Here is a 19,402-nt window from a genome sequence, read left to right as displayed (position 1 = left end):
GCCGTCCTCCGTTCCGAGTTAGATACGCCTACCGGAGACTACGCACCGAAGGGTCTTGCCGGATCTCCGAAAGGCTCACCCCCCGTCGTCGCGGGGGCCTTCCCTGTCCAGGCTCCTCTTGGCGAAGACGTTGATCACGTAGAGGACGACGCCCAGGCCGACAAGCAACGCCGCGAGGCCGAAGACCCTGATGTCGCTGATCGCGGTGTAGACCAAAAGCGCCCCCGAGACCGTTATGCCGAGGATGGGAAACACGTTCGGGGTGGTGAAGTGCTCGTGGTCGACCCGGTCGCGGCGCAGCACCAGCACCGAGACGTTCACGACGACGAAAGCCGAGAGGAGCAGCACCACGGTCGTCGAGCTAAGGGTGCTCAACGCCTCGTCGTAGCGGCCCACCGTGACGAGCAGGGCGAGGGCTATCAGGGAGGTGAAGACGATGGAGATCCAAGGCGTGCGCCGGTTCGAATGGACCGTGGAGAAGATCCTGGGCAGCACGCCCTGGTCCCCCATCCCGTAGACGACGCGGGAGGCCATGATCAGGTTGATAAGAGCCCCGTTCGAGACGGCGAGCAGCGCGATCGCGGCGAAGAGGGAGGTTGGTATCGGGAGCGGTCCCCGCTCGACGACCTGTAGCAGCGGCCCGTCCGAGCCCGCCAAAGCGTCTGTCGGGACCACCATTGAGGCGGTAAAGGTGACGAGCAGGTAGATCACGCCCGCGGCCACGAGGCCGCCAAAGATGGCGAACGGGTAAGACCGGCTCGGCCCCTGCACCTCCTCCGCCACGTTCACGGAGTCGTCGAAGCCGATGAGGGCGTAGAAGGAGAGGACCGTGCCGGCCAGAAGCGCCGGCAGCACCGCCGAGCCGTCCTTGAACTCGAAGGCCCGCCCGGGGTCGCCCGTGCCCGTGCCGAGCGCCGCGAACCCGATAAGGACGATCAGGAGCAGCCCGAACAGCTCAACGCACGTAAGCACCACGTTGATCCTGACCGACTCGGAGATGCCGTAGAAGTTGATGAACGACACGAGCGCCAGAAAGAGCACGGCGGAGACAAGCGTCGGCACGTTGACGAACTGGCTCAGGTAGTCGCCCGAGAAAGCGAGCGTGAGCACGCAGGCCGAGGTGATGCTGGAGGCGGCCACCGCGAAGGCCACTATAAAGCTGACGAACGGCCTGCGAAAGGCGTTGTGGGCGTAGGTGGCGGACCCGCCGGCCCGCGGGTACTTGGTCACCAGTTCCACGTAGGAGGCCGCGGTGAACACGGCCAGCACGAAGGCGGCCAAAAAGGCCGCCCAGATCGCCCCGCCCACGGTCGCCCCCACCTCGCCCACGAGCGCGTAGATGCCGGCCCCGACTATGTCCCCGATCACGAAGAACAGGAGCAGTACCCGTCCTATCCCGCGCTTTAGCGGCGGGTGACCCGACCGTGCCTCCCTGGCCTCAGATGCCTCCATGAGCCTCTCCTCCCCGCCGCGCGGACGCATTGCCCATTCTTGAGTCCCATGTTAACGGAATTGCACACCCGCTTCCCACATCGCATGTTGGGAGCGGTGCTTCCTTGAAGTAAGCTCGGTCTGAAACGACCGGAGGAGCTTTACGCCATGGATGTACGGCTGGACCTCGTAGGCATCGTCACCCGCGACATGCGCGCCTCGCTGGCGTTCTACCGCCGCCTCGGGCTGGAAGTCCCCCCGGAGGCCGAGAACCAACCCCACGCGGAGACGACGACACCGGGAGGCCTGAGGGTCGCGTGGGACACCGCGGACCTCATCGCCCAGATCTACCCTGACTACACTCCACCATCCGGCGGCCACGGGATGGCCCTCGCTTTTCTCCTCCCCTCGCCCGCCGGCGTGGACGAGAAGTACGCGGAGCTTGCCGCCCTGGGGCGCGGCCACAAAGAACCCTGGGACGCGTTCTGGGGCCAGCGCTACGCCGTGGTACTGGACCCGGACGGCAACCACGTGGACATCTTCGCCCCGCTGTAGCGCGGCGGATCTCGCCACCCTTATCCCCTCACGGCAGCGTAACCCGTATCCCGGCCAGGCCTTCGCCCCCCGCGCCGCCGGGCGGTCTAGCGTCGTAGGCGGCCCGCTCTTCGGCCACGGCCCGCCCCGGGGAACTGTCGTCCGAATCTCTCGCGGGCACGGTGCAGGCGAGCCCGTCGTCTTCCAGGCTGCGCACCGCGCCCCGGAGGCGGGGCAGCCCGACCTCGGTCTCGTCGCGGCGCAGCCGGCTCTGGATATCCCGCAGCTCGAGGCCGTCCGCCGCGCGGGCTTCGCGAAGTTGGGCCAGCACCCTGCCCCGCAGGTAGCGGTTGGAGTCTTCGTACCTGTCGGCCGGCTCCCGCTTCGGCGCGCGCGGCGCGGCGGCCAGGGCCCCGGGCATCCCGGGATGGGCGCTGCAATGGCCCGAGACCGGGCACTCCTCGCAGCGGGGTCTGCGCGCCGTGCAGTGCAACGCGCCGAACTCCATCACCGCCTGGTTCCAGGCCCAGCCGTCCCCCACGGGCACGAGTCCCGCGGCGAGCGCCAGCAGTTCCTTCCTCTTCGCCGCCGGCTCCGGCACCTCGGGGCCGAAGTACACGCGGTGGAGCACCCGATGCATGTTCGTGTCGAAGAAGGGCACGTCCCGCTCGAAGGCGAAGCAGGCGACCGCGCCAGCCGTGTAGGGCCCGATGCCGGGCAGGGTGACGAGCACCTCCGGGTCCGCGGGTATCCGGCCCTCGTGCTCCTCGACGACGATGCGGGCCGTCCTGTGGAGGTTCACCACCCGCCGGTAGCGGCCGAGGTCGCCCCAGGCCCGGATCGCCTCCGCGAGCGGCGCCGTCGCGAGCGCGTCGACCGTCGGGAAGCGTTCTGTGAAACGCTCGTAGAAGGGGATCGCGCGCGCCACCTGGATCTGCTGCAGCATCACCTCGGAGACCAGGATGCGCCACGGGTCCCGCGTGCGGCGCCAAGGCAGGTCCCGCCCGTTCTCCCGGAACCAGGAGATCAGCGTCTTGCGCACCGTCGCATTCTTTGTCTGATCTGTTTTCTGGTCGGCCGCGCCGGTCATCTTCTTCGCCACTGACCGAGTGTACGCACGCATCGGCCCCAAACCAGAGAGAAAATCGGCGCCCAAACCCCCGATCCTTGGTACGCTGGAGAAGGTTCCGCGCCGCCCCTGGCGCGGGGATCGCCATCCCTGTATGCTGCTCGAACTGCAACGCACAAACCCCCGCGTGCGCCGTAGGGGCCCCGGGCAAGATTCTATCCCGGGCAAGCGCGTCTGAAGCGCGGAAGAGGGTTCGTGCCGGGAACCGAACGGGACGGGGGACAATGTCTGGAGAAGGGGCGAACGGCGGAGTGCCGACCGGACGCACGGCGAAGGCCGTATTTCTCATGGTGGTGTTGGCGGCGGCGCTCCTCGCTCTAGAGGTGCTCGGACCCCGTTCGGCGGGCGCAGTGGGAAACATCGAGGAGCTGCACGACCACGAGCCCGACCGGGACTTCAGGACGGGCAGCGTGAGCGCGACCGCGGCCCAGCGCGGCGCCGTCTCCGACCTCGGCGCGACGGCCCGCTGGAACCAGTTCGGCACGCCGCGGTCCCTGATCCGTTACGACGGCTTCCTCGCCAAAGACGTGCAGGGCGACGACGCCAGGGCCGCGGCCCGCGCCTTCCTCGCGAACAACGCGGCGGTCTTCGGCCTCTCCGCGGACTACCTGCGCGACGACGCCCGGCTGAAGTTCGAGAACGAGACCCCGATGGAGGGCTCCGACGGCCACGTCGTGCTCTTTCGCCAGCAGTTCGGCGACCTGCCCGCGGTGACCGACGGCTCCGTGCTGGTCGGCCTCACCGGGTCTGGCGGCAGCTGGGACGTGGCCTACGTCTCCTCATCGCTCTCGAAGAACACGGGCCTCGCAACGACCTCCACGGGTCTCACGGGCAAGGAGGCCTGGGTGACGGCGGCCCGGGACGTCGGCGAGAGCGTCGTCCCCGCGGACATAGAGAGCGCGACGGCCGACCGTCTGAAGGACGGCGATGGCCTGCGCAGCGACTTCACGCAGCTGCGCGTGGACGGGCTCTCGCAGGAGCAGCAGGTCCGCCTCACGGCCGTTCCGACGCCAGAGGGCGGCGTGCGGCCGGCCTACGAGGCGATCCTGATCGAAGACAGCGGCAACGAGGCGAAATCCTTCACCAGCTTCGTCGACGCCAACACCGGCAAGGTGCTCGTAAGGACGAACAACGTCCAGCAGCTCGCCGAAGACACGGGCATCGAGTACGCCCAGGTCGAGCCGCCGGCCGTGCCAGAGCCGCCGAACTCCCAACCCTTCCAGGGCACCTTCAGCGCCACCTCCTGCGACGAGGCGCCGCAGAACGGCCCGTTCACCGTCGCCGAGGGCACGGGGCAGGTCGCGGTGAGCGCCAACGCGACGAACCCGGCCAACGACATCGTGCTCCAGCTCGTGTTTGGCGGCGTGGTCGTGGCCGAAGGCGACGTCATAACGACGCCCGAGAGCATCCTCTACGAGCCCGAGGGCGGCGTGCCGCCGGGAGACTACTTCGTGCGGGTCTGCAGCTTCCAGAACGCGGCCCCGCTCCCGCCGAACACCTACACGGGCTTCTTCCTCGCCAACGACGCCGCGGATCCGCCGGACGGCGTGCCCTACCCTCCGGAGTGGGACCAGTTCTTCGCCAACCCGCCGATCGGGGCCACCATCGGCAGCTACCCTTCCACTGACACCCGGGACGTGATCTGCTGGAACACCCTCGTCTACGGCGACGCGGCCCCCGCCGGCTGCGCCCTCGACGTCGCAAACCAGGCCTCGCGGGCGCCCTGGGACGTGAACACCAAGGCGGCGGGCAACCCGCCGACGTTTACGACGATAGGCAACAACGCGCGCTCGGCCGAGTCCTGGTACGGGCCGTTCTCGCCGGGCCCGACCGGCTTCAGGCCGACGAGCGCCACGCGCGAGTACGAATACCCCTGGACCAACGCCTGGTACGAGTCGACCAACCCGGCCGACCCCGGCAAGGGTTGCTCGCCGACCGAGCTCGCCGTCCCTGGCGAGGGCAACGACATCTCGGCGGCCACGGCGGCGCTGTTCGCCACCCACAACCGCATCCACGACTGGTCTTACAACCTCGGTTTCACCGAGCAGGCCTACAACCTGCAGGACAACAACTTCGGCCTGACGCCGCCCGAAAGGGAGAACGACCCCGAAATCGGCGACGTGCAGGCCGGCGCCGTCAACGGCGGGGCGCCGAGCTACCTCGGGCGGGACAACGCCAACCAGATCACGCTAAACGACGGCATAGCACCCATAACCAACATGTACCTCTGGCAGCCGATAGCGGGCGCGTTCTACGCCCCGTGCGTCGACGGCGACTACGACGTCTCGGTGATAGCCCACGAGTACGGGCACGCGATCCAAAACCGCATGGTCGCCGGCCCGGACCAGGGCCTCTCGGGCCTGCAGGCCCGTTCGATGGGCGAGAGTTGGTCGGACCTCACGGCCATAGAGTACCTGTACGAGTACGGCTACAACCCGACCGACGGCGAGAACCGGTACGCGGTGGGTCCGTACGTTACGGGCGACAAGCAGTCCGGCATCCGCAACTACGGCATGAACGCGAGCCCCCTGAACTACTCGGACATCGAGTACGACCCGAACGGCGTAACAAGCCCGCACGCGGACGGTGAGATCTGGTCGGCCGTCAACTTCGATATCCGCGAGCTTCTCATGAACAAGTACGACGCCCAGTACCCCTCGGGGTCTGGCACGGACCTGCAAAAGCGGTGCGCCGACGGGGAGACTTCTGCGCTCGACTGCCCGGGCAACCGCAGGTGGGCCCAGATCTTCCACGACGCCTTCCTCCTTCAGCAGTCCTCGGTAAGCTTCCTCGACGCCCGCGACGCCTACCTCGCCGCTGACAGGATGCGCTTCGGCGGCGCCAACCAGAAAGAACTCTGGCTCGGCTTCGCCCGCGGCGGCATGGGCATCGGCGCCAAGAGCGAAGGTTCAGACGACCGCGACCCGACGCCCAGCTTCGCCTCCCCGCGGGAGAACAACGCGGAGGTAACCTTCCGCGCCGTCGGCCCCACGGGCGCCGAGATCACCAACTTCGAGGTCTTCGTCGGCCGCTACGAGGCGCGCGCGGTCCCCGTCGCGGACGGCCGCACGACCACCCCGCTGACCCGCTCGGCAACCATCGCCCCCGGCTCCTACGACCTCTTCGTCCGCGCCCCCGGCTTCGGCCTCCAGCGCGCGCGGCAGACGTTCGCCTCCGGCGATACCGGGACCAGGACGATCCAGATGCAGGCGAACCTGGCCTCCTCGGCGAGGGGCGCGCGGCCCACGGCCACGAGCGACGGCACAGCGGGAACGGGCGGCGCCTCCGCCACCCGGCTTCTCGACGAGACGGAGGCCACCAACTGGCGGGCCAACGGCCCCGTCAGGGGCAAGCAGGTAACCGTCAACCTCGCCGGCGGCGCCCAGCTCGTCGACAGGGTCCAGGTCAGCGCCTTGCTCAGGCCCCAGGAGGAGGGCGACAAGTTCGGCGACACGGACACCCAGAGCCGCTTCTCGGCGCTCAGGCAGTTCCGGATCCTGACCTGCACCGCGAGTGCGTCGAACGACTGCTCGAACCCGACGCGCGGCTTCACGGGCGTCTTCACCAGCCCGGCCAGCGCCGAGACCGGCCCGGCCTCGGCGGGCCAGCCCCGCCCGACGGCCCCCGACCTCCAACTCGCCGGCTTCGACGTCCGCGACACCACCGCCACCCATGTCCAGCTCCGCGTCATCTCCAACCAGTGCACCGGCGCCGCCATCTACCAGGGCGACCCCGACGCCGACCCGGCCAACGACTCGGACTGCACCCGCGGCTCCGACGAGGACGAAGTGGTCCGCGCCGCCGAACTGCAAGTGTTTAGCAGGTAGGGGCTTTGCCCCTACCCTGGACTTTGGCATTTCTCAGCAGCGGTAGTCCGGACGGGCGGTCTCCCACCGACCCATCCGGGCGCGCAAGCGCACGCGAACGGCTATCCGCGCAGCGAACCGTTCACCGCGTTTCCCATCCCCGCCAACAGCGCCTCTTTTTCGGGCCACCCGTCCCCGGTCGCCGCGAAGATCGGTCTAAATTCCTCCGTCCCCCACAGCTCGTAGTGGTAGCCCCGCCATAGGGAGCCCAGCGACCACCTCCCCGAGCCGTTCCACCACCTGCCCGGCGGACGGATCGGCCCGAGGCCCATGCCCCAGGCGCGGTAACCGGCGAGCACCAGTACCCCGTAGGCCCAAGCCTGCCACTGCACCGCCAGGACGGCGGCCTCCTTGCTCCAGCATTGGATCTCCCCGAGCCCAAAGCCGGTTTTCATCTCGCGGTGCGAAACTTCAACCTCCCACCTCTGCCACGCCCACGACAGCAGCTCCGCCGCCGAGAAGGGCAGGCGCCATCCTTCGCAATCCCGGACCGCCGAGACGATCCAGAACGCGGGGTCCCTCCTCGCCCGGCGGCCCCGCCCGGAGGCCCGCTGCACCCCCTTCACCACGACCAGGAACACCGGTCGCCCCGGGGCACGCTCCAGCAAGAACGGCCCCTCGACGCGGTAGCGCGGGGAGACCGTCCTACCGCGCACACGCAGGCGTGCCCGGCGCCACCCAGAACGCTCCCCGAGCCACTCGTGCGGCTTCCTCGCCCTCGGTCCGTAGAATCGCGGCCTGCCCCTGCGGACCACCGTCTCAGGAACGGGCAGCTCCCGGAGGATCCGGTTTCGGGCGAAGCGGGTCATCAGCACGACGCCCTCCGGTAGAAGCGCCCTCATCTTGGCGACCGAGAAGTCGCCGTCGCCCAGGACCAGGAGCCGCTGCGAGGCGCGGCCGGCTTCGTCGAGGCGCGCCCTGAGCCACCGGACGGCCAGGACCGCCGGCTCCCACTGCTTGCGCGGATCGGTTCCATCGGGAAGGACCGCCTTCTCCGGGAAGGCCGGCTCCCACCTGAGCGGCAGCGCTCGCGTGTACCCTTCGGCGCTCCGAGGCAGGAGCGCCGCCAGGTGCAGGAAGCGCTGGGCTCGATGGGGTCCGGGCATGAAAGGCGGGGTCTTCGGGTGCTTGAGCCACGAGGTGCCCGGCATCTTGTGGGAGTGGCGCGGGACCTGGACGCCGTCGACCACCGCCACGCAGGGCCGCTCTTCCGGGAGGTGCTCCAACGTCTTCCGAAAGAAGCAGCCGGTGAGGACCTCGTAGTCGAGGCGGGGCTCGTTGAAGAGGCGGTAGAAGGCGCTCCAGTCGTGGTCCGTAAGCCCCAATGTGACGAGCGCCTGGGTGACGGTGCGCCTGGCGAAGGAGAAGAGACATCCCAAGAGCAAGGCTTGCATCCTGCGGAAGGTGCGCTCCTGGCGGAATGCGGGACGATGCGCGGCGAGCAAGCGCAGGAGCGACCCGAGAAGCGGAGGCGACGACGACGGCTCGGCGGGGACGGCGGCATTCCTGGGCATGGCTCCTATCCTCCTTGGTCGGGGCAGGGCTCTCGCGTCCTAGCCGGCAGGCGGTCAGTCTTCCTCGCGCGGGCCCCTCGCGGAGTCCGCCGCGACCACGGGGCCCTCCTCCCGCGGCCGGTCGGCGCCTACTCTCGCCGGGGCGTCCATGCCGCGCAGGGCGGGATCGAGCCACATCCAGAGGGCCACCGCCGCCGAGGCCGCCGCCATCCCGGCGATGGTCGCCCGCAGACCTACGCCTTCGACCAGGAAGCCGCCTACGGCAAGCCCGAGCGGGGCGCCAGCCGTCGCCAGCGCCGTGCTCAGGCCGAACAGCCTTCCCAGCATCTCTTTCGGGTGCGCTCCTGCAGGACCGTCGAGAAGATCGGGTCGATCGGCCCGAAGAGGAACCCCCCGAGCACGAAGGCGGCGAAGGCCACGGCCAGAGAGGGCGAGACCAGCAGCACCGCGTACTCGATCCCCGCGCCGGCGAGGATGCCGATCGCGAAGGCGCTCCTCCTCGGCAGGCGGTGGCCCACCGCCCCGAACACCGCCGTTCCCGCGAGCGCCCCCGCCCCGCCTGCTCCGAAGAGGAGGCCCAGGCCCACGGCGCTCCCCCACTGGGTCTTGGCGTAGACCGGTAGCACCACGGAGACGAACGGGTCGTCGATCGTGTTTACGAAGGTCACCACGAGCACCAAGGAGAGTACCGTCCGGCTCTTCGCCACGAACCTCGCACCCTCTGCCAGGTCGGCGAAGTACCCCGCGACACCGGTCGCGCGCATTCCCGAAGTCGCATCCCGCGCTCCGGGGATCGCTTCGGCACGGTCCTCGGTCGGGGACACGAGCAGCGCCACCAGGGCCGCGGAGACGGCGAAGGTGGCGGCGTTGGCGAGCAGCACGGTGGTCGCCCCGAACGCGGCGATGGCGGCCCCGGCCGCCGGGGTGCCGACGAGCAGGGCGAGACGCGGCACCGCCCCGAAGGCCGAGTTGGCCCTCTCCAGCGGCATCCCGGCGTGGCGCGCCAGGCCAGGCACCATGGCGGCACGCGCCGCGTTGCCCGGCGCATCGAGGACCGCGCCCAGGAAAACCAACGCCAGGAGCGCCCAGAATTCCAGGGCGTCGGCCAGGTAGAGCAACGGCACGGCGGCGGTCGTCACGCCGCTCGCGAGGTCCGCCAGGACGCTCATCCTCCTGTGCCCGAGGCGGTCCACCATGGGGCCGGCGAAGACGCCGGAGAGGACCGTGCCTACCCCAAGCGTGGCGCCCACGAGGCCGGTCTTGGCCGCGCTCCCGGTGACCTCCAGCACGAACCAGGGTACGACGACCAGGGCAGCCATGTTCCCCATCCAGGAAACGCCGTTCGCGCCGATCAGCGCGAGCATCGGCAGTCGCCGCGCGCTCCCTTGCACGTCGGGTCTGGTGTCGCTCACAGGCCCGCAACCTTAGGCGTCGGCGTCTTCGGGGAGCTCGGGCAGGTCGGTCGGGTAGACGGCCGCCACGAAGCCCCACACGCGCTCTCCTGGCACCGGGTCCGACTCGAACTCCTTGGCGAGCTCCAGGACCTTCGCGGCGAACTCGTCGGCGCGTGAGGCCGGCACGCGGGCGTGCTCTACGAGCGACATAGGGGCTACGGCGCCCGGCCGCCTCTCTACCTCCAGTGCCGAGCGGTCGTACTCGTCGATCGCCTGCCGGAGCAAGAAGAAGGGCTCTAGCTCGGGCAGATTCTCCCGCCACGAGAACCCCCTGGCCGTGAAGTTCACCCTGCGGTAGGTGTTGCCGTAATACTTTTCGGTTATGGCCCTGACCTGCCGCGTGCGGACCACCCGCACGAGCCCCACTCCTTCCAAGACCTTCAGGTGGTGCGCCATCCTCCCGGGGCTCTGCCCGAGCGCCCCGGCGAGCTGCTTGGTCGTCGCCGCCCTCTCGTAGAGCAGGTTAACGACCCGCTGCCTGGTGGGGTCCGCGAACGCCTTGTGGTGCTCGGGCTCCGTCGCCTCGAAGTATTCCTCCATCTCGTAATCCGGAAAACCGCTTTGTTCAGTCATAACGATATGTTTCGCAAAAACAAATCAAAAGTCAAGAAGGAGCCGATTACGTTCGTCGCAACAACTTAACTGGGAGTTGTCCAAATCCTGCAACAACCATAAGAAGCGCCAAAGTCCAGGGTAGGGGCAAAGCCCCTACCTGCGCTGTCAGCTATCAGCTATCAGCTGTCAGCTATCAGCTTTTGACCGTTGGGACGCACCCGCAGTAGAGCGCAAACGTCGTGACTGGAGCGGCCCCGGACCATTGAGTCCGGGGCCGCGCGGCTTCGCTCTTTCGGGCGAGACTTTGCTGTCAGGGGAGAAGCTGACCGCTGAAAGCTGACAGCTACAAAAGGCTCGCGAGCCTTTTGACTCCCTCTTCTATCTGCCCCGGTGTTACGGCGCAGAAGGGGAGGCGGACGAAGCGGTCGCCGGGGACGGCCTCGCCGTCCCCGGGGTCGGCGAAGAAGGCGGCGCCCGGCGTGAGCACGAGGCCCGCGTCTTTGCCGCGCCCGACTAGGTTCGTCGTGTTGGCGTCCTCGGGGAGCATGACGCTGACGAAGAAGCCGCCGCCGGGGATAAAGGCCTGGGCGTCGGGTAGCTCGCGGCGGACGGCGTCGGACATCGTCTTCCAGCGAGGAGTGTACAGCTCCTTGAGGCGCTCGATGTTCGGCCCGAGCAGGCCGCGGCCCATGAACTCGGCGACGGCCGCCTGCGTGGGCAGGACCGGGGCGAGGTAGGTGTCCTCGCCGAGGGCCGTGACCGCGTCTATGAGGGGTTCTGGCGCGATCATGAACCCCACCCGGATTCCTGGGGAGAGGAGCTTCGAGAACGAGCTCATCGTGATGACCCGCGAGGCGTCGATCTCGCGCAACAGCGGCAGGTCCTCGCCCTCGTAGCGGAGCTTGCGGTACGGGACGTCCTCTATCACCCAGAAGTCGTGCTCCACGGCGAGCTCCACGATCCTGCGCCGCTTCTCCAGGGAGAGCGTCGCGCCCGCCGGGTTCTGGAAGTCCGGCACGAGGTAGACGAAGGCCGGGACCTCCCTTTCAAGCGCCGCCTCCAGGCGGTCGACGCTGATGCCGTCTTCTTCGAGCGGGATGCCGATGGCCTGGGCGGCGCGCCTGCGGAACGTCTTGATCGCGCGGTCGTAGCTCGGCTGCTCCGTGTAGACCACGGTGCCTGGCCCGGAGAGGTACGAGGCGACGAGGTCCTGCAACTGCAGCGAGCCGTTGCCCACCAGGATCTCCGTCTCCGAGACCCCGTACTCCTCGGCGAGCTGGCGCCTCAGAGGGGCGTACCCGCGCTGCTGGCCGTATTGCAGCACCGTGGCAGCGTCCCCGCGCACCGCCGCGTCGAAGCACTCGCCCATCTGCTCCGTCGGGAAAGCCTCGGGCGGCGGGACGCCGCGGGTAAAGACTATCTTCTCGGTCATCGTGTCCGTCATCGGGTCAACCTCTCGTGTGCGCGTGCCGAAAGACCAATCCTAGCCGCTCACCGCCGCCGATTACAACCCGGGGACGTTAACCCTTTCGCCAGACCTCACCCAACTCTCCCCCGCCGCGCCACCGGCTCACGCGGCAGGTGAAGTCGGCGGCCCCGGGGACGGCGTAGTCCACGGCGAGCTCGACGACCGCCTTGCCCCTGGGGTGATCCTCAACGCGGCGGAACGTGTGGGGCCCGCGGGGGGCCGGGTTCATCGCGAACGTAGCGCCGGAGTTGATCGCGGACAGGGTGACGTCCTCCGCGTGCCGCCGCAGAAGCTCCGCGGTGTCCAGCTCGAGCACGAGGTGCGGCCGGTCCCGGTAGGCCCTCGCACAAAGCAGCCTTAGCAGTCGCCTCCTGTCCAGCCAGAAAAAGACCCTGCGGTTGAGCGTCTCGTACCACTCGCGCGGGGTCATGCCCGTCAGGCACCGCTCCAGGACCGTCTCCTGCATCGGTTTGTTGTCCCAGATCAGGGCGCGTCCGTGCTCCGGGTGCTCTATTGCCTCCATCTCCGGCCGGCGGGCGGACTCGATGCGGCGCCTCCGCCCCTCCCCCACCTCGAACCCGTCGAGCAGGGCGCTCGTGCTCAAAAGACCGAGTCTGCGTATACTTTCCCAGCTCCCGTCCTCGGCCATGTGGTACAGCACGGGATGACGTGAGGCGAGCTTTCCGACGTCCACCCCGCGGGTCCCTCAGCTACCGGAAGGATGCCCCGGCACGGAGTCCGGGCCGTAGGCCGCGCGCCACATGGCCATGAACTCCTGGTCCTCATCCGTGCGCTCGCGGGGAAGCCCGTCTTCCGTGAAGAACGGCTCCACGATGCTCTCCGAGCCGTAGTGGATCACCGGCCTGAACCGCCCGGGCTCGTCGAGGCTACCGACGGCCAGGTGAAGCTCACCCAACTCCAAATACTCGAACGTCAGCGGCGTGCCGCACTCCCGGCAAAAACCGCGGCGCGCGACCTTCGACGACTGGTAGTAGGCTGGCTCCCCGCTCTCCCATTCCACGCTCCGCCGATCAACCCCGCAGAAGATACCCGATAGATGCCCGAATGCCTTCTGGCACATCCGGCAGTGGCAGTAATAGGCGTCCCTGCTCGCGGCCCTCGCCTCATACCGCACCGCACCGCACTGACACCCGCCCCGCACCGTCAACGTTTCTTCGGACACCATGCCTCCTTCACATCATCGAGCCCCACCGGCATCAGGCTGCTGACGGCTGAAAGCTGACCGCTCTAAGACACCTGCTCCATCTCCGGCTCGGCGACCGGGGCCTCTTTCCGGGAGTAAGAGAGGCACCTCGGCCCCAGTATCTGCTTGAGCTCAGCGTGCAGGTCCGAGGAGTCCTCCACGTCGAAGACCCTCTCCTCCAATCCGTCCGACGGGGAGACGAGGAAGACGGGGCTCGTTCCGGGGCTTTTGGCGAGCAGACCGAATGCCTCCTCCGCCTCCGCGCGGGAGAGGCCGACGAAACACGAAGCGTCGAGGTAGACGGGATCGGGGCCCGGTTCCAGGTGGAGCTCCTCCATCTCCATGGCGATGATGCGCGGGATGCCCTCCTTGCGCTCGACGCGGCCCTTGACCTTTAGAACGGCGTCCTCGCGCACGCAGTTCGCGCACTTGGCGTAGACCCGCGGGAAGACCATTACCTCGGCGAGCCCCCGGGTGTCGTCGAGCTGGAGCATCCCCATCATGTCGCCCTTGCGCGTGGTGTTGGTCCGAACGCTCGTCGCCAGCCCCCCGACCCACACCATCGCCCCGTCCCTGCAATGGTCGAGGTCGGAGACGGTTGTGTCGGTGTGCTTTTTGAGCTTGTGGAGGACCGGGCGCAAAGGGTGGTCGGAGACGTAGAGCCCGAGCGTCTCCTTCTCCCACTCCAGGCTCTCGCGCCGGTCGTCTTCGAGGTCGGGGAACTCGGGCTTCGGGGGCGCTATCTCGGCGTCGTCGAACATCGAGAACTGGTCCTCGCAGGCCCCCTTGAGGCCTTTGGTGCAGCGCTCGACGGCCTTGGCGTGGACGGCTACCATCGCCGCGCGCGAGGGGCCTACGTTGTCGAAGGCGCCGCACTTTATGAGCGACTCCACGGTCCGCTTGTTGTAGGTCGAGGAGTCGACCCGCTCGCAGAAGTCGAAGATGTCTGCGAACGGCCCCCCCTCCTCCCTGGCGGCCCGTATCGCCTCCACGGTGTTCTCGCCGACGTTCTTTACGGCGGACAACCCGAACCGGATGGTGTTCCCGACGACCGTGAACCGGCGACCGCTCTCGTTCACGTCGGGCGGCAGGACCTCTATCTTCATCGCCCGCGCCTCGGCCACGTACTGCGGCACCCGGTCCTTAGTGTTCATGACGCTGCTCATGAGGGCGGCCATGTACGACTCGGGGTAGTGGGCTTTCAGGTACGCGGTCTGGAAGGCGAGGAACGAGTAGCAGGCGGAGTGGCTCTTGTTGAACGAGTAGCCGCCGGCCTTCTCCATCCAGTTCCACAGCTCGTCGGCGACCTCGATGGAGACGTCGTTGGCGGCGCAGCCCTCCATGAACTTGTCCTTGAGGGTCGCGAGCATCGCCGCGTTCTTCTTGCCGATCGCCTTGCGCAGCGTGTCGGCCTGCCCGGGGGTGAAGCCGCCCAGGAGCTTGCTTATCTCCATGAGCTGCTCCTGGTACGCGGCGACCCCGTAGGTGGGCTCGAGTATCGGCTTCAACCGCTCGTCGCGGTAGTCCACGCTCTCGGGGTCGTGCTTGCCCTTCTTGAAGGTCGGGATGTAGTCCATGGGGCCCGGACGGTAGAGGGCGTTCAGGGCCACGAGGTCGTCGAAGCGGTCCGGGCGGACCTCCTGGAGCATCCGCTGCATCCCCCCGGACTCGAACTGGAAGACCCCGAACGTGTCGCCCCTGGCGAACATCTTCAAGGTCTTCTCGTCGTCGAGGGGTATGTTCTGGATGTCCACCTCCTCGCCCGAGGTCTGCCGGATCGTCTCGAGCGTCTCCTCGATCACGTCGAGGTTGCGCAGGCCCAAAAAGTCCACCTTGAGGAGTCCCAACGCTTCCACGTCGCTCATGGGGTGCTGGACCATCACCGAGTCGGTGTCCTTGACGCGCTGAAGCGGGACTATGTCCGTCAGGCGTTCCTCGGAGATGACGACGCCCGCCGCGTGGGTGCCTGCGTGGCGGGCGAAGCCCTCAATCTCGAAGGCGGTATCCAGGACCTGTCGGGCGGCATCGTTCCCGTTGATGAACTGCAGGATCTCGCGCGCCTGCCCCGGGTGCTTCTCACCCGCGGCGTACTCCCCGTCCTCGCCCTGAGTTAGCACGTCACGCAGCGTCGTGCCGACGGGCTTGTCAGGGATGAACTTGGCGAGCTTGTCCGTGTCCGAATAGGGGTACTGGTAGATACGGCCCGAGTCGCGGATGGCGGCCTTGGCTCCTATCGTCCCGAAGGTGATGATCTGGGCCACGTGCTCGTGCCCGCCGTACTTGTCCGTCACGTACTTCATAACCTCGGAACGACCGGAGACGGAGAAGTCTATGTCCACGTCCGGCATGTTGATCCGGTCCGGGTTAAGGAACCGCTCGAAGAGCAGCGAGTAGTGAAGCGGGTCGAGGTCCGTGATCCCCAACGCGTAGGCCACGATGGACCCCGCGGCCGACCCGCGCCCTGGCCCCACCGCGATCTTGCGGTCCTTCGCGTACTTCACGAAGTCCCACACTATAAGGAAGTAATCGGCGAACCCCATCTTCCCGATGGTCGAAAGCTCGAACTCGAGCCTCTGCTGGACCTCCGGCCCCTTCGCCAGCTCCCCGTAACGCGCCACGAGCCCCCGGTCGCACTGCTCCCTGAGATACTGGTCGGCCGTGTACCCCTCGGGCTTCGGGAAGTTCGGCAACCTGGTCTTGCCGAGCTCTATGCCGACGTCCTCGACGCTCTCGACGACCTTCAAGGTGTTTTCGAGGGCCTCGGGATGGTCGGGGAAGATGCGGCCCATCTCCTCGATGCTCTTGACGTAGAACTCATCGCCGCTGAACTTCATGCGGTTCGGGTCGCTCACGAACTTGCCGGTCCCGATGCACAAGAGCGCGTCGTGCATTTTGGCGTCGTGGCGGGTCGTGTAGTGGGAGTCGTTCGCGGCCACGAGGTCGAGGCCCGTCTCTTTGTGGAGCTTTACGAGCCCCTCGTTCACGCGCCGCTGCTCGGGGATGCCGTGATCCTGCATCTCCAGGTAGACGGCGTCGAAGATCTCACCGTACTCCTCGAGCAGACGCCTCGCCTCGTCGAAGCGCCCTTCGAGGATGCGGGTCGGGACCTCGGCCGAGAGGCAACCCGAGAGGCAGATGATGCCCTTCCCGTACCTCTTGAGCATTTCCATGTCCACCCGCGGCTTGTAGTAGAAGCCTTCGAGAAAACCGCCCGTCGAGAGCTTCATCAGGTTCCGATAGCCCTCGGCCGTCCGGGCTATGAGCGTCAGGTGGTAGTAGGGGGCCCTGCTGCGGTCGTGCCGGTCGGCCGTGACGTAGACCTCGCAGCCCATGAGCGGCTTGATCCCGGCGTCCTTCGCCTCCTTGTAGAACCGGACGGCCCCGTACATGACCCCGTGATCCGTGAGCGCCAGCCCCGGCATGTTCTGCTCTTTCGCGAAAGAGACGAGGTCCTTGATCCGGCTCGCCCCGTCGAGCATCGAGTACTCCGAGTGACAGTGCAAATGCGCGAAAGCGCCCGAACCACCCGACAAAAAGCCCTCCCTCGCTCATGGTCCCCGGCGACGCCGCAAAAGGACGCCGCCGCTCGCCTGTTCTCCCCGTCGATCCATCCTCGACGAGGGCTACTATACGAGAACGGAGTGGCTGTTGTCCAGCCTCCCTGAAGTAGAAGTTGAGGCTGTATTTGCAGGACTTTTCACGCAGAGGTTTCAGGCTTTAGGTATCAGGCTTCAGCCAGATGTGCGGTGCGTAGCCGTCGCTTGGCGACGTATGTTGTAGTTTAGAAGTTACGTTGCTCGGCCGAACGTTGGGCCGGTCGAGGGTATTTTTCTGATACCTGCAGCCTGAAACCTGAAGCCAAACCCGAAGCCTATTCCTCGTCGTCCTTCCACAGAAACCAGTTTATGGCGATCTGTGCGCTCAGGACGGCGAGGAGCAACGCGAAGACGCCGTTCTGGAGGTCGTGGCGGTAGGCCGTGTAGACGACGAGGGAGCAGGAGATGGCGAGGGCGGCGACCACGAAGATCAGGGTGACGCCGAGGATGGCTACGCGGAGGGTCCGGCGAACGGGGCCTTCGCGGCGGGGCTCGTCGCGCGGCGGGTCCGCGCCGCGGGCCACCGTGGTCAGTCCTTCGTTCCGGACGATTTGGTCGACGCGGCCGGCTTGTCGGCGGGCTTCTTCTCTTTGGTGTCTGGTTTGGAGTCGCCGTTGGGGCTCGTGGCGGCCGGTTCCTTGGGGCCCTTCTTGCTGCTGTAGTCCGTGGAGTAAAAGCCGGAGCCCTTGAAGGAGATGCCCACCGGTTGGAGGACCTTTCTGACCGGGGCGCCGCATTCGATGCAGGTGGTCAGCGGGTCTTCGGACATCTTCTGCATCACGTCGAAGACGTGATCGTTCTCGCACTTGTACTCGTAGATCGGCATCCGGCCTCCATCCAACAGCTCGCAACCCGGGAATTATACCGCCCGCGGGATGTTCGGTCTCCCGTTGGAGCTATCGGCTATCAGCCCGCTGCGGCCTTCGGCCTCCGCTTTCAGCCTTCAGCGGGAACGAAAGTGCTGAAAGCCGAGAACTGGCAGCTACCTATTCCGGCTTGCGGTGCGGGTCGAGCTCTCCCGAGCCGAAGTCCTGCTGCAGGTGTTCGTGGGCCGTGTGCAAAAGCTTTGGGTTGTGCAGGATCTCTTCGACCTCGGCCGGCGAGGCGTTGCGCCGTACGTACTCTTCCTGCGTCACCTCGCGCAGGTTGGCGCCCTCCCCGATCCTGTGCATGATGTACCCGACGACCCTCTCCTCCCGCGCGGAACCTATGTTCACGCTGAAAAGACGGTCCCAGAAAGACTGCTTCTCCCGTCCCTCGGCCATGCTGATACTCCTCTCCGCCCGCAGACGCCGCCTACGACACGCTAAGTATAGCGAGTCCCGGCGGGAGGTAGGAGCGACGCCCCCGGAACCGAAATTGCGTAATTCGACCGATGCGGAACGGCTGGCTCCACATGTATGATGTTTTTGTTACATTTGATAGGGAAAGGCTGCGAACCCGTTACCCAGGATCGGCAACAACGGCACGGACCAGAAAGAGCGCCGTAGACGTCAACCGAACACGAGGAGAAGGAGGATCGACGTGACTATCCAGGACCAGGCACCCAGCATGGGGGCCATCAAGGAACGCATGCGCAAGGTCTGGACCTCGGGCGATTACGCGAAGATCGGCAACCCCATCGCCATCATGGGCGAGCTGCTTTGCGAGGCGGTGGACCTCCGCTCCGGCGATAAGGTTCTCGATGTGGCGACCGGCTCCGGCAACACCGCCATCTCGGCCGCGAGACGCTTCTGCGAGGTTACGGGCATGGACCTGGCGCCCGAATCCATAGAACACGCCCGCAGGCGGGCCGAGGCAGAGGGCATGAACATAACCTTCGAGGTCGGCGACGCCGAGGACCTCTCCTACCCGGACGCCTCCTTCGACGTGGTGCTCTCCACGATAGGCGTGATGTTCTGCCCGAACCAGGAGAAGGCGGCGGCGGAGCTCCTCAGGGTCTGCCGGCCCGGGGGGAAGATCGGGCTGGCAAGCTGGACCCCCGACGGTTACACCGGACAGATGCTAAAGACCGTAGGCAAGCACGTCCCCCGCCCCCGGCGTGAAGCCGCCTTCGCTGTGGGGGACCGAAGAGCGGCTACGGGAGCTCTTTGGCGAGGGGATCTCTTCCCTGGAGACGCACCGTAGGACGTACAACTTTCGGTACCCGTCGGCCGAGCATTTCGTCGACTGGTTCCGCGACTACTACGGCCCGACGGTGAGGGCTTTCGCCGCCCTGGACTCCGACGGCCAGGAAGCGCTGGCCCGGGACCTCAAAGCCCTGATCGACGAGCGGAACACCGCCAGCGACGGGACGATGGTCGTTCCCTCCCACTACCTGGAGGTGGTGGCCTTCAGGCGCTGATCAGAGACCCGCACTGGACTGGTAGTCCATGCCCCCGACACCGGAGGAGCTTTGACCGGCTTTCCCGACCGTTCGGGCCGAGGCTACCTGCAACGTAGCGACCAAAAGGACTAGGGAAAGATGGTCCCCCATATCGACCAAAGGACCGGTGCAGAGGCGAGGTCAGACCCATTGCCTCTGCACCGGTCCCGCGAGAAGCCTGCCGGTCGCACGATGTCGCGGCGCCGGGCGCTGGGGTTCGGCCGGCTTTTCCCGCGGTTGCCCGCCTGCGCTTCGGACGCCGGACCATGGTGCGGGCGACAACGCG

17 protein-coding genes are annotated in these 19,402 nt (G+C 67.2%); 4 read left to right on the top strand and 13 right to left on the bottom strand.

Annotated elements, in window-relative coordinates; translation table 11 throughout:
* Window positions 1–75 precede the first annotated feature (75 nt).
* Window positions 76–1,452, bottom strand: a complete 1,377-nt coding sequence (locus GBA63_RS08415; RefSeq protein ID WP_166175179.1) for an APC family permease — start codon at window positions 1,450–1,452, stop codon at window positions 76–78.
* Between the two features lie 147 nt (window positions 1,453–1,599).
* On the opposite strand from GBA63_RS08415, the gene GBA63_RS08410 reads away from it, so the two are divergent.
* Window positions 1,600–1,986: a VOC family protein gene (locus GBA63_RS08410; protein ID WP_166175177.1), complete on the top strand. Its 387-nt coding sequence runs from the start codon at window positions 1,600–1,602 to the stop codon at window positions 1,984–1,986.
* A gap of 28 nt (window positions 1,987–2,014) precedes the next feature.
* Here the strand turns inward: GBA63_RS08410 and GBA63_RS08405 are convergent, their stop codons facing one another.
* Complete coding sequence (locus GBA63_RS08405; protein WP_207957149.1) at window positions 2,015–3,007, bottom strand: A/G-specific adenine glycosylase; 993 nt, start codon at window positions 3,005–3,007, stop codon at window positions 2,015–2,017.
* A gap of 311 nt (window positions 3,008–3,318) precedes the next feature.
* Here GBA63_RS08405 and GBA63_RS08400 point away from each other — a divergent pair, with 311 nt between their 5' ends.
* Complete coding sequence (locus tag GBA63_RS08400; RefSeq protein WP_166175173.1) at window positions 3,319–6,921, top strand: M36 family metallopeptidase; 3,603 nt, start codon at window positions 3,319–3,321, stop codon at window positions 6,919–6,921.
* 101 nt (window positions 6,922–7,022) lie between these two features.
* Here GBA63_RS08400 and GBA63_RS08395 read toward each other — a convergent pair whose 3' ends face one another.
* The 11 genes from GBA63_RS08395 to GBA63_RS08345 all read right to left on the bottom strand — a co-directional run bounded on the left by GBA63_RS08395 (window position 7,023) and on the right by GBA63_RS08345 (window position 18,016).
* Complete coding sequence (locus GBA63_RS08395; protein WP_166175171.1) at window positions 7,023–8,474, bottom strand: transposase; 1,452 nt, start codon at window positions 8,472–8,474, stop codon at window positions 7,023–7,025.
* Between the two features lie 54 nt (window positions 8,475–8,528).
* The gene (locus tag GBA63_RS08390; RefSeq protein ID WP_166175169.1) at window positions 8,529–8,801 is read right to left on the bottom strand and encodes a hypothetical protein; all 273 of its coding nucleotides are present in this window, start codon (window positions 8,799–8,801) and stop codon (window positions 8,529–8,531) included.
* Window positions 8,777–9,886: an MFS transporter gene (locus GBA63_RS08385; RefSeq protein ID WP_166175167.1), complete on the bottom strand. Its 1,110-nt coding sequence runs from the start codon at window positions 9,884–9,886 to the stop codon at window positions 8,777–8,779. The genes GBA63_RS08390 and GBA63_RS08385 overlap by 25 nt, the downstream gene beginning before the upstream one ends.
* Before the next feature lie 12 nt (window positions 9,887–9,898).
* Window positions 9,899–10,501: an ArsR/SmtB family transcription factor gene (locus GBA63_RS08380; protein WP_166175165.1), complete on the bottom strand. Its 603-nt coding sequence runs from the start codon at window positions 10,499–10,501 to the stop codon at window positions 9,899–9,901.
* 325 nt (window positions 10,502–10,826) lie between these two features.
* On the bottom strand, window positions 10,827–11,927 hold the full coding sequence (locus GBA63_RS08375) for an aminotransferase-like domain-containing protein (protein WP_207957148.1): 1,101 nt from the start codon (window positions 11,925–11,927) through the stop codon (window positions 10,827–10,829).
* A gap of 76 nt (window positions 11,928–12,003) precedes the next feature.
* A complete protein-coding gene (locus GBA63_RS08370) occupies window positions 12,004–12,645 on the bottom strand; it encodes a DUF7002 family protein (RefSeq protein WP_166175163.1) in 642 nt (213 codons plus the stop codon).
* 12 nt (window positions 12,646–12,657) lie between these two features.
* Complete coding sequence (locus tag GBA63_RS08365; protein WP_166175161.1) at window positions 12,658–13,137, bottom strand: GFA family protein; 480 nt, start codon at window positions 13,135–13,137, stop codon at window positions 12,658–12,660.
* Window positions 13,138–13,199: 62 nt separating this feature from the next.
* Window positions 13,200–16,688 carry a DNA polymerase III subunit alpha gene (locus GBA63_RS08360; protein ID WP_166175160.1) on the bottom strand — a complete coding sequence of 1,163 codons (3,489 nt, stop codon included), beginning with the start codon at window positions 16,686–16,688 and terminating at the stop codon, window positions 13,200–13,202.
* A 338-nt stretch (window positions 16,689–17,026) separates the two neighbouring features.
* Window positions 17,027–17,275 carry a hypothetical protein gene (locus GBA63_RS08355; protein ID WP_166175158.1) on the bottom strand — a complete coding sequence of 83 codons (249 nt, stop codon included), beginning with the start codon at window positions 17,273–17,275 and terminating at the stop codon, window positions 17,027–17,029.
* Between the two features lie 5 nt (window positions 17,276–17,280).
* A complete protein-coding gene (locus GBA63_RS08350) occupies window positions 17,281–17,577 on the bottom strand; it encodes an FmdB family zinc ribbon protein (RefSeq protein WP_166175156.1) in 297 nt (98 codons plus the stop codon).
* 160 nt (window positions 17,578–17,737) lie between these two features.
* Window positions 17,738–18,016 (bottom strand): hypothetical protein, encoded by a 279-nt coding sequence (locus tag GBA63_RS08345; protein ID WP_166175154.1) that lies wholly within the window; start codon window positions 18,014–18,016, stop codon window positions 17,738–17,740.
* A gap of 259 nt (window positions 18,017–18,275) precedes the next feature.
* Here GBA63_RS08345 and GBA63_RS08340 point away from each other — a divergent pair, with 259 nt between their 5' ends.
* Both GBA63_RS08340 and GBA63_RS23160 read left to right on the top strand, forming a co-directional pair.
* Window positions 18,276–18,878: a class I SAM-dependent methyltransferase gene (locus GBA63_RS08340; protein ID WP_207957146.1), complete on the top strand. Its 603-nt coding sequence runs from the start codon at window positions 18,276–18,278 to the stop codon at window positions 18,876–18,878.
* A gap of 70 nt (window positions 18,879–18,948) precedes the next feature.
* Entirely contained in the window at window positions 18,949–19,095 is a 147-nt protein-coding gene (locus GBA63_RS23160) for a hypothetical protein (protein WP_207957145.1), read from the top strand.
* The last annotated feature ends 307 nt before the right edge of the window (window positions 19,096–19,402 follow it).

Origin of the sequence: Rubrobacter tropicus (assembly GCF_011492945.1) — a bacterium.
GTDB lineage: Bacteria > Actinomycetota > Rubrobacteria > Rubrobacterales > Rubrobacteraceae > Rubrobacter_D > Rubrobacter_D tropicus.
The sequence above is the reverse complement of the archived record's forward strand: the minus strand, read 5'-3'. Positions and strand labels throughout refer to the sequence as shown.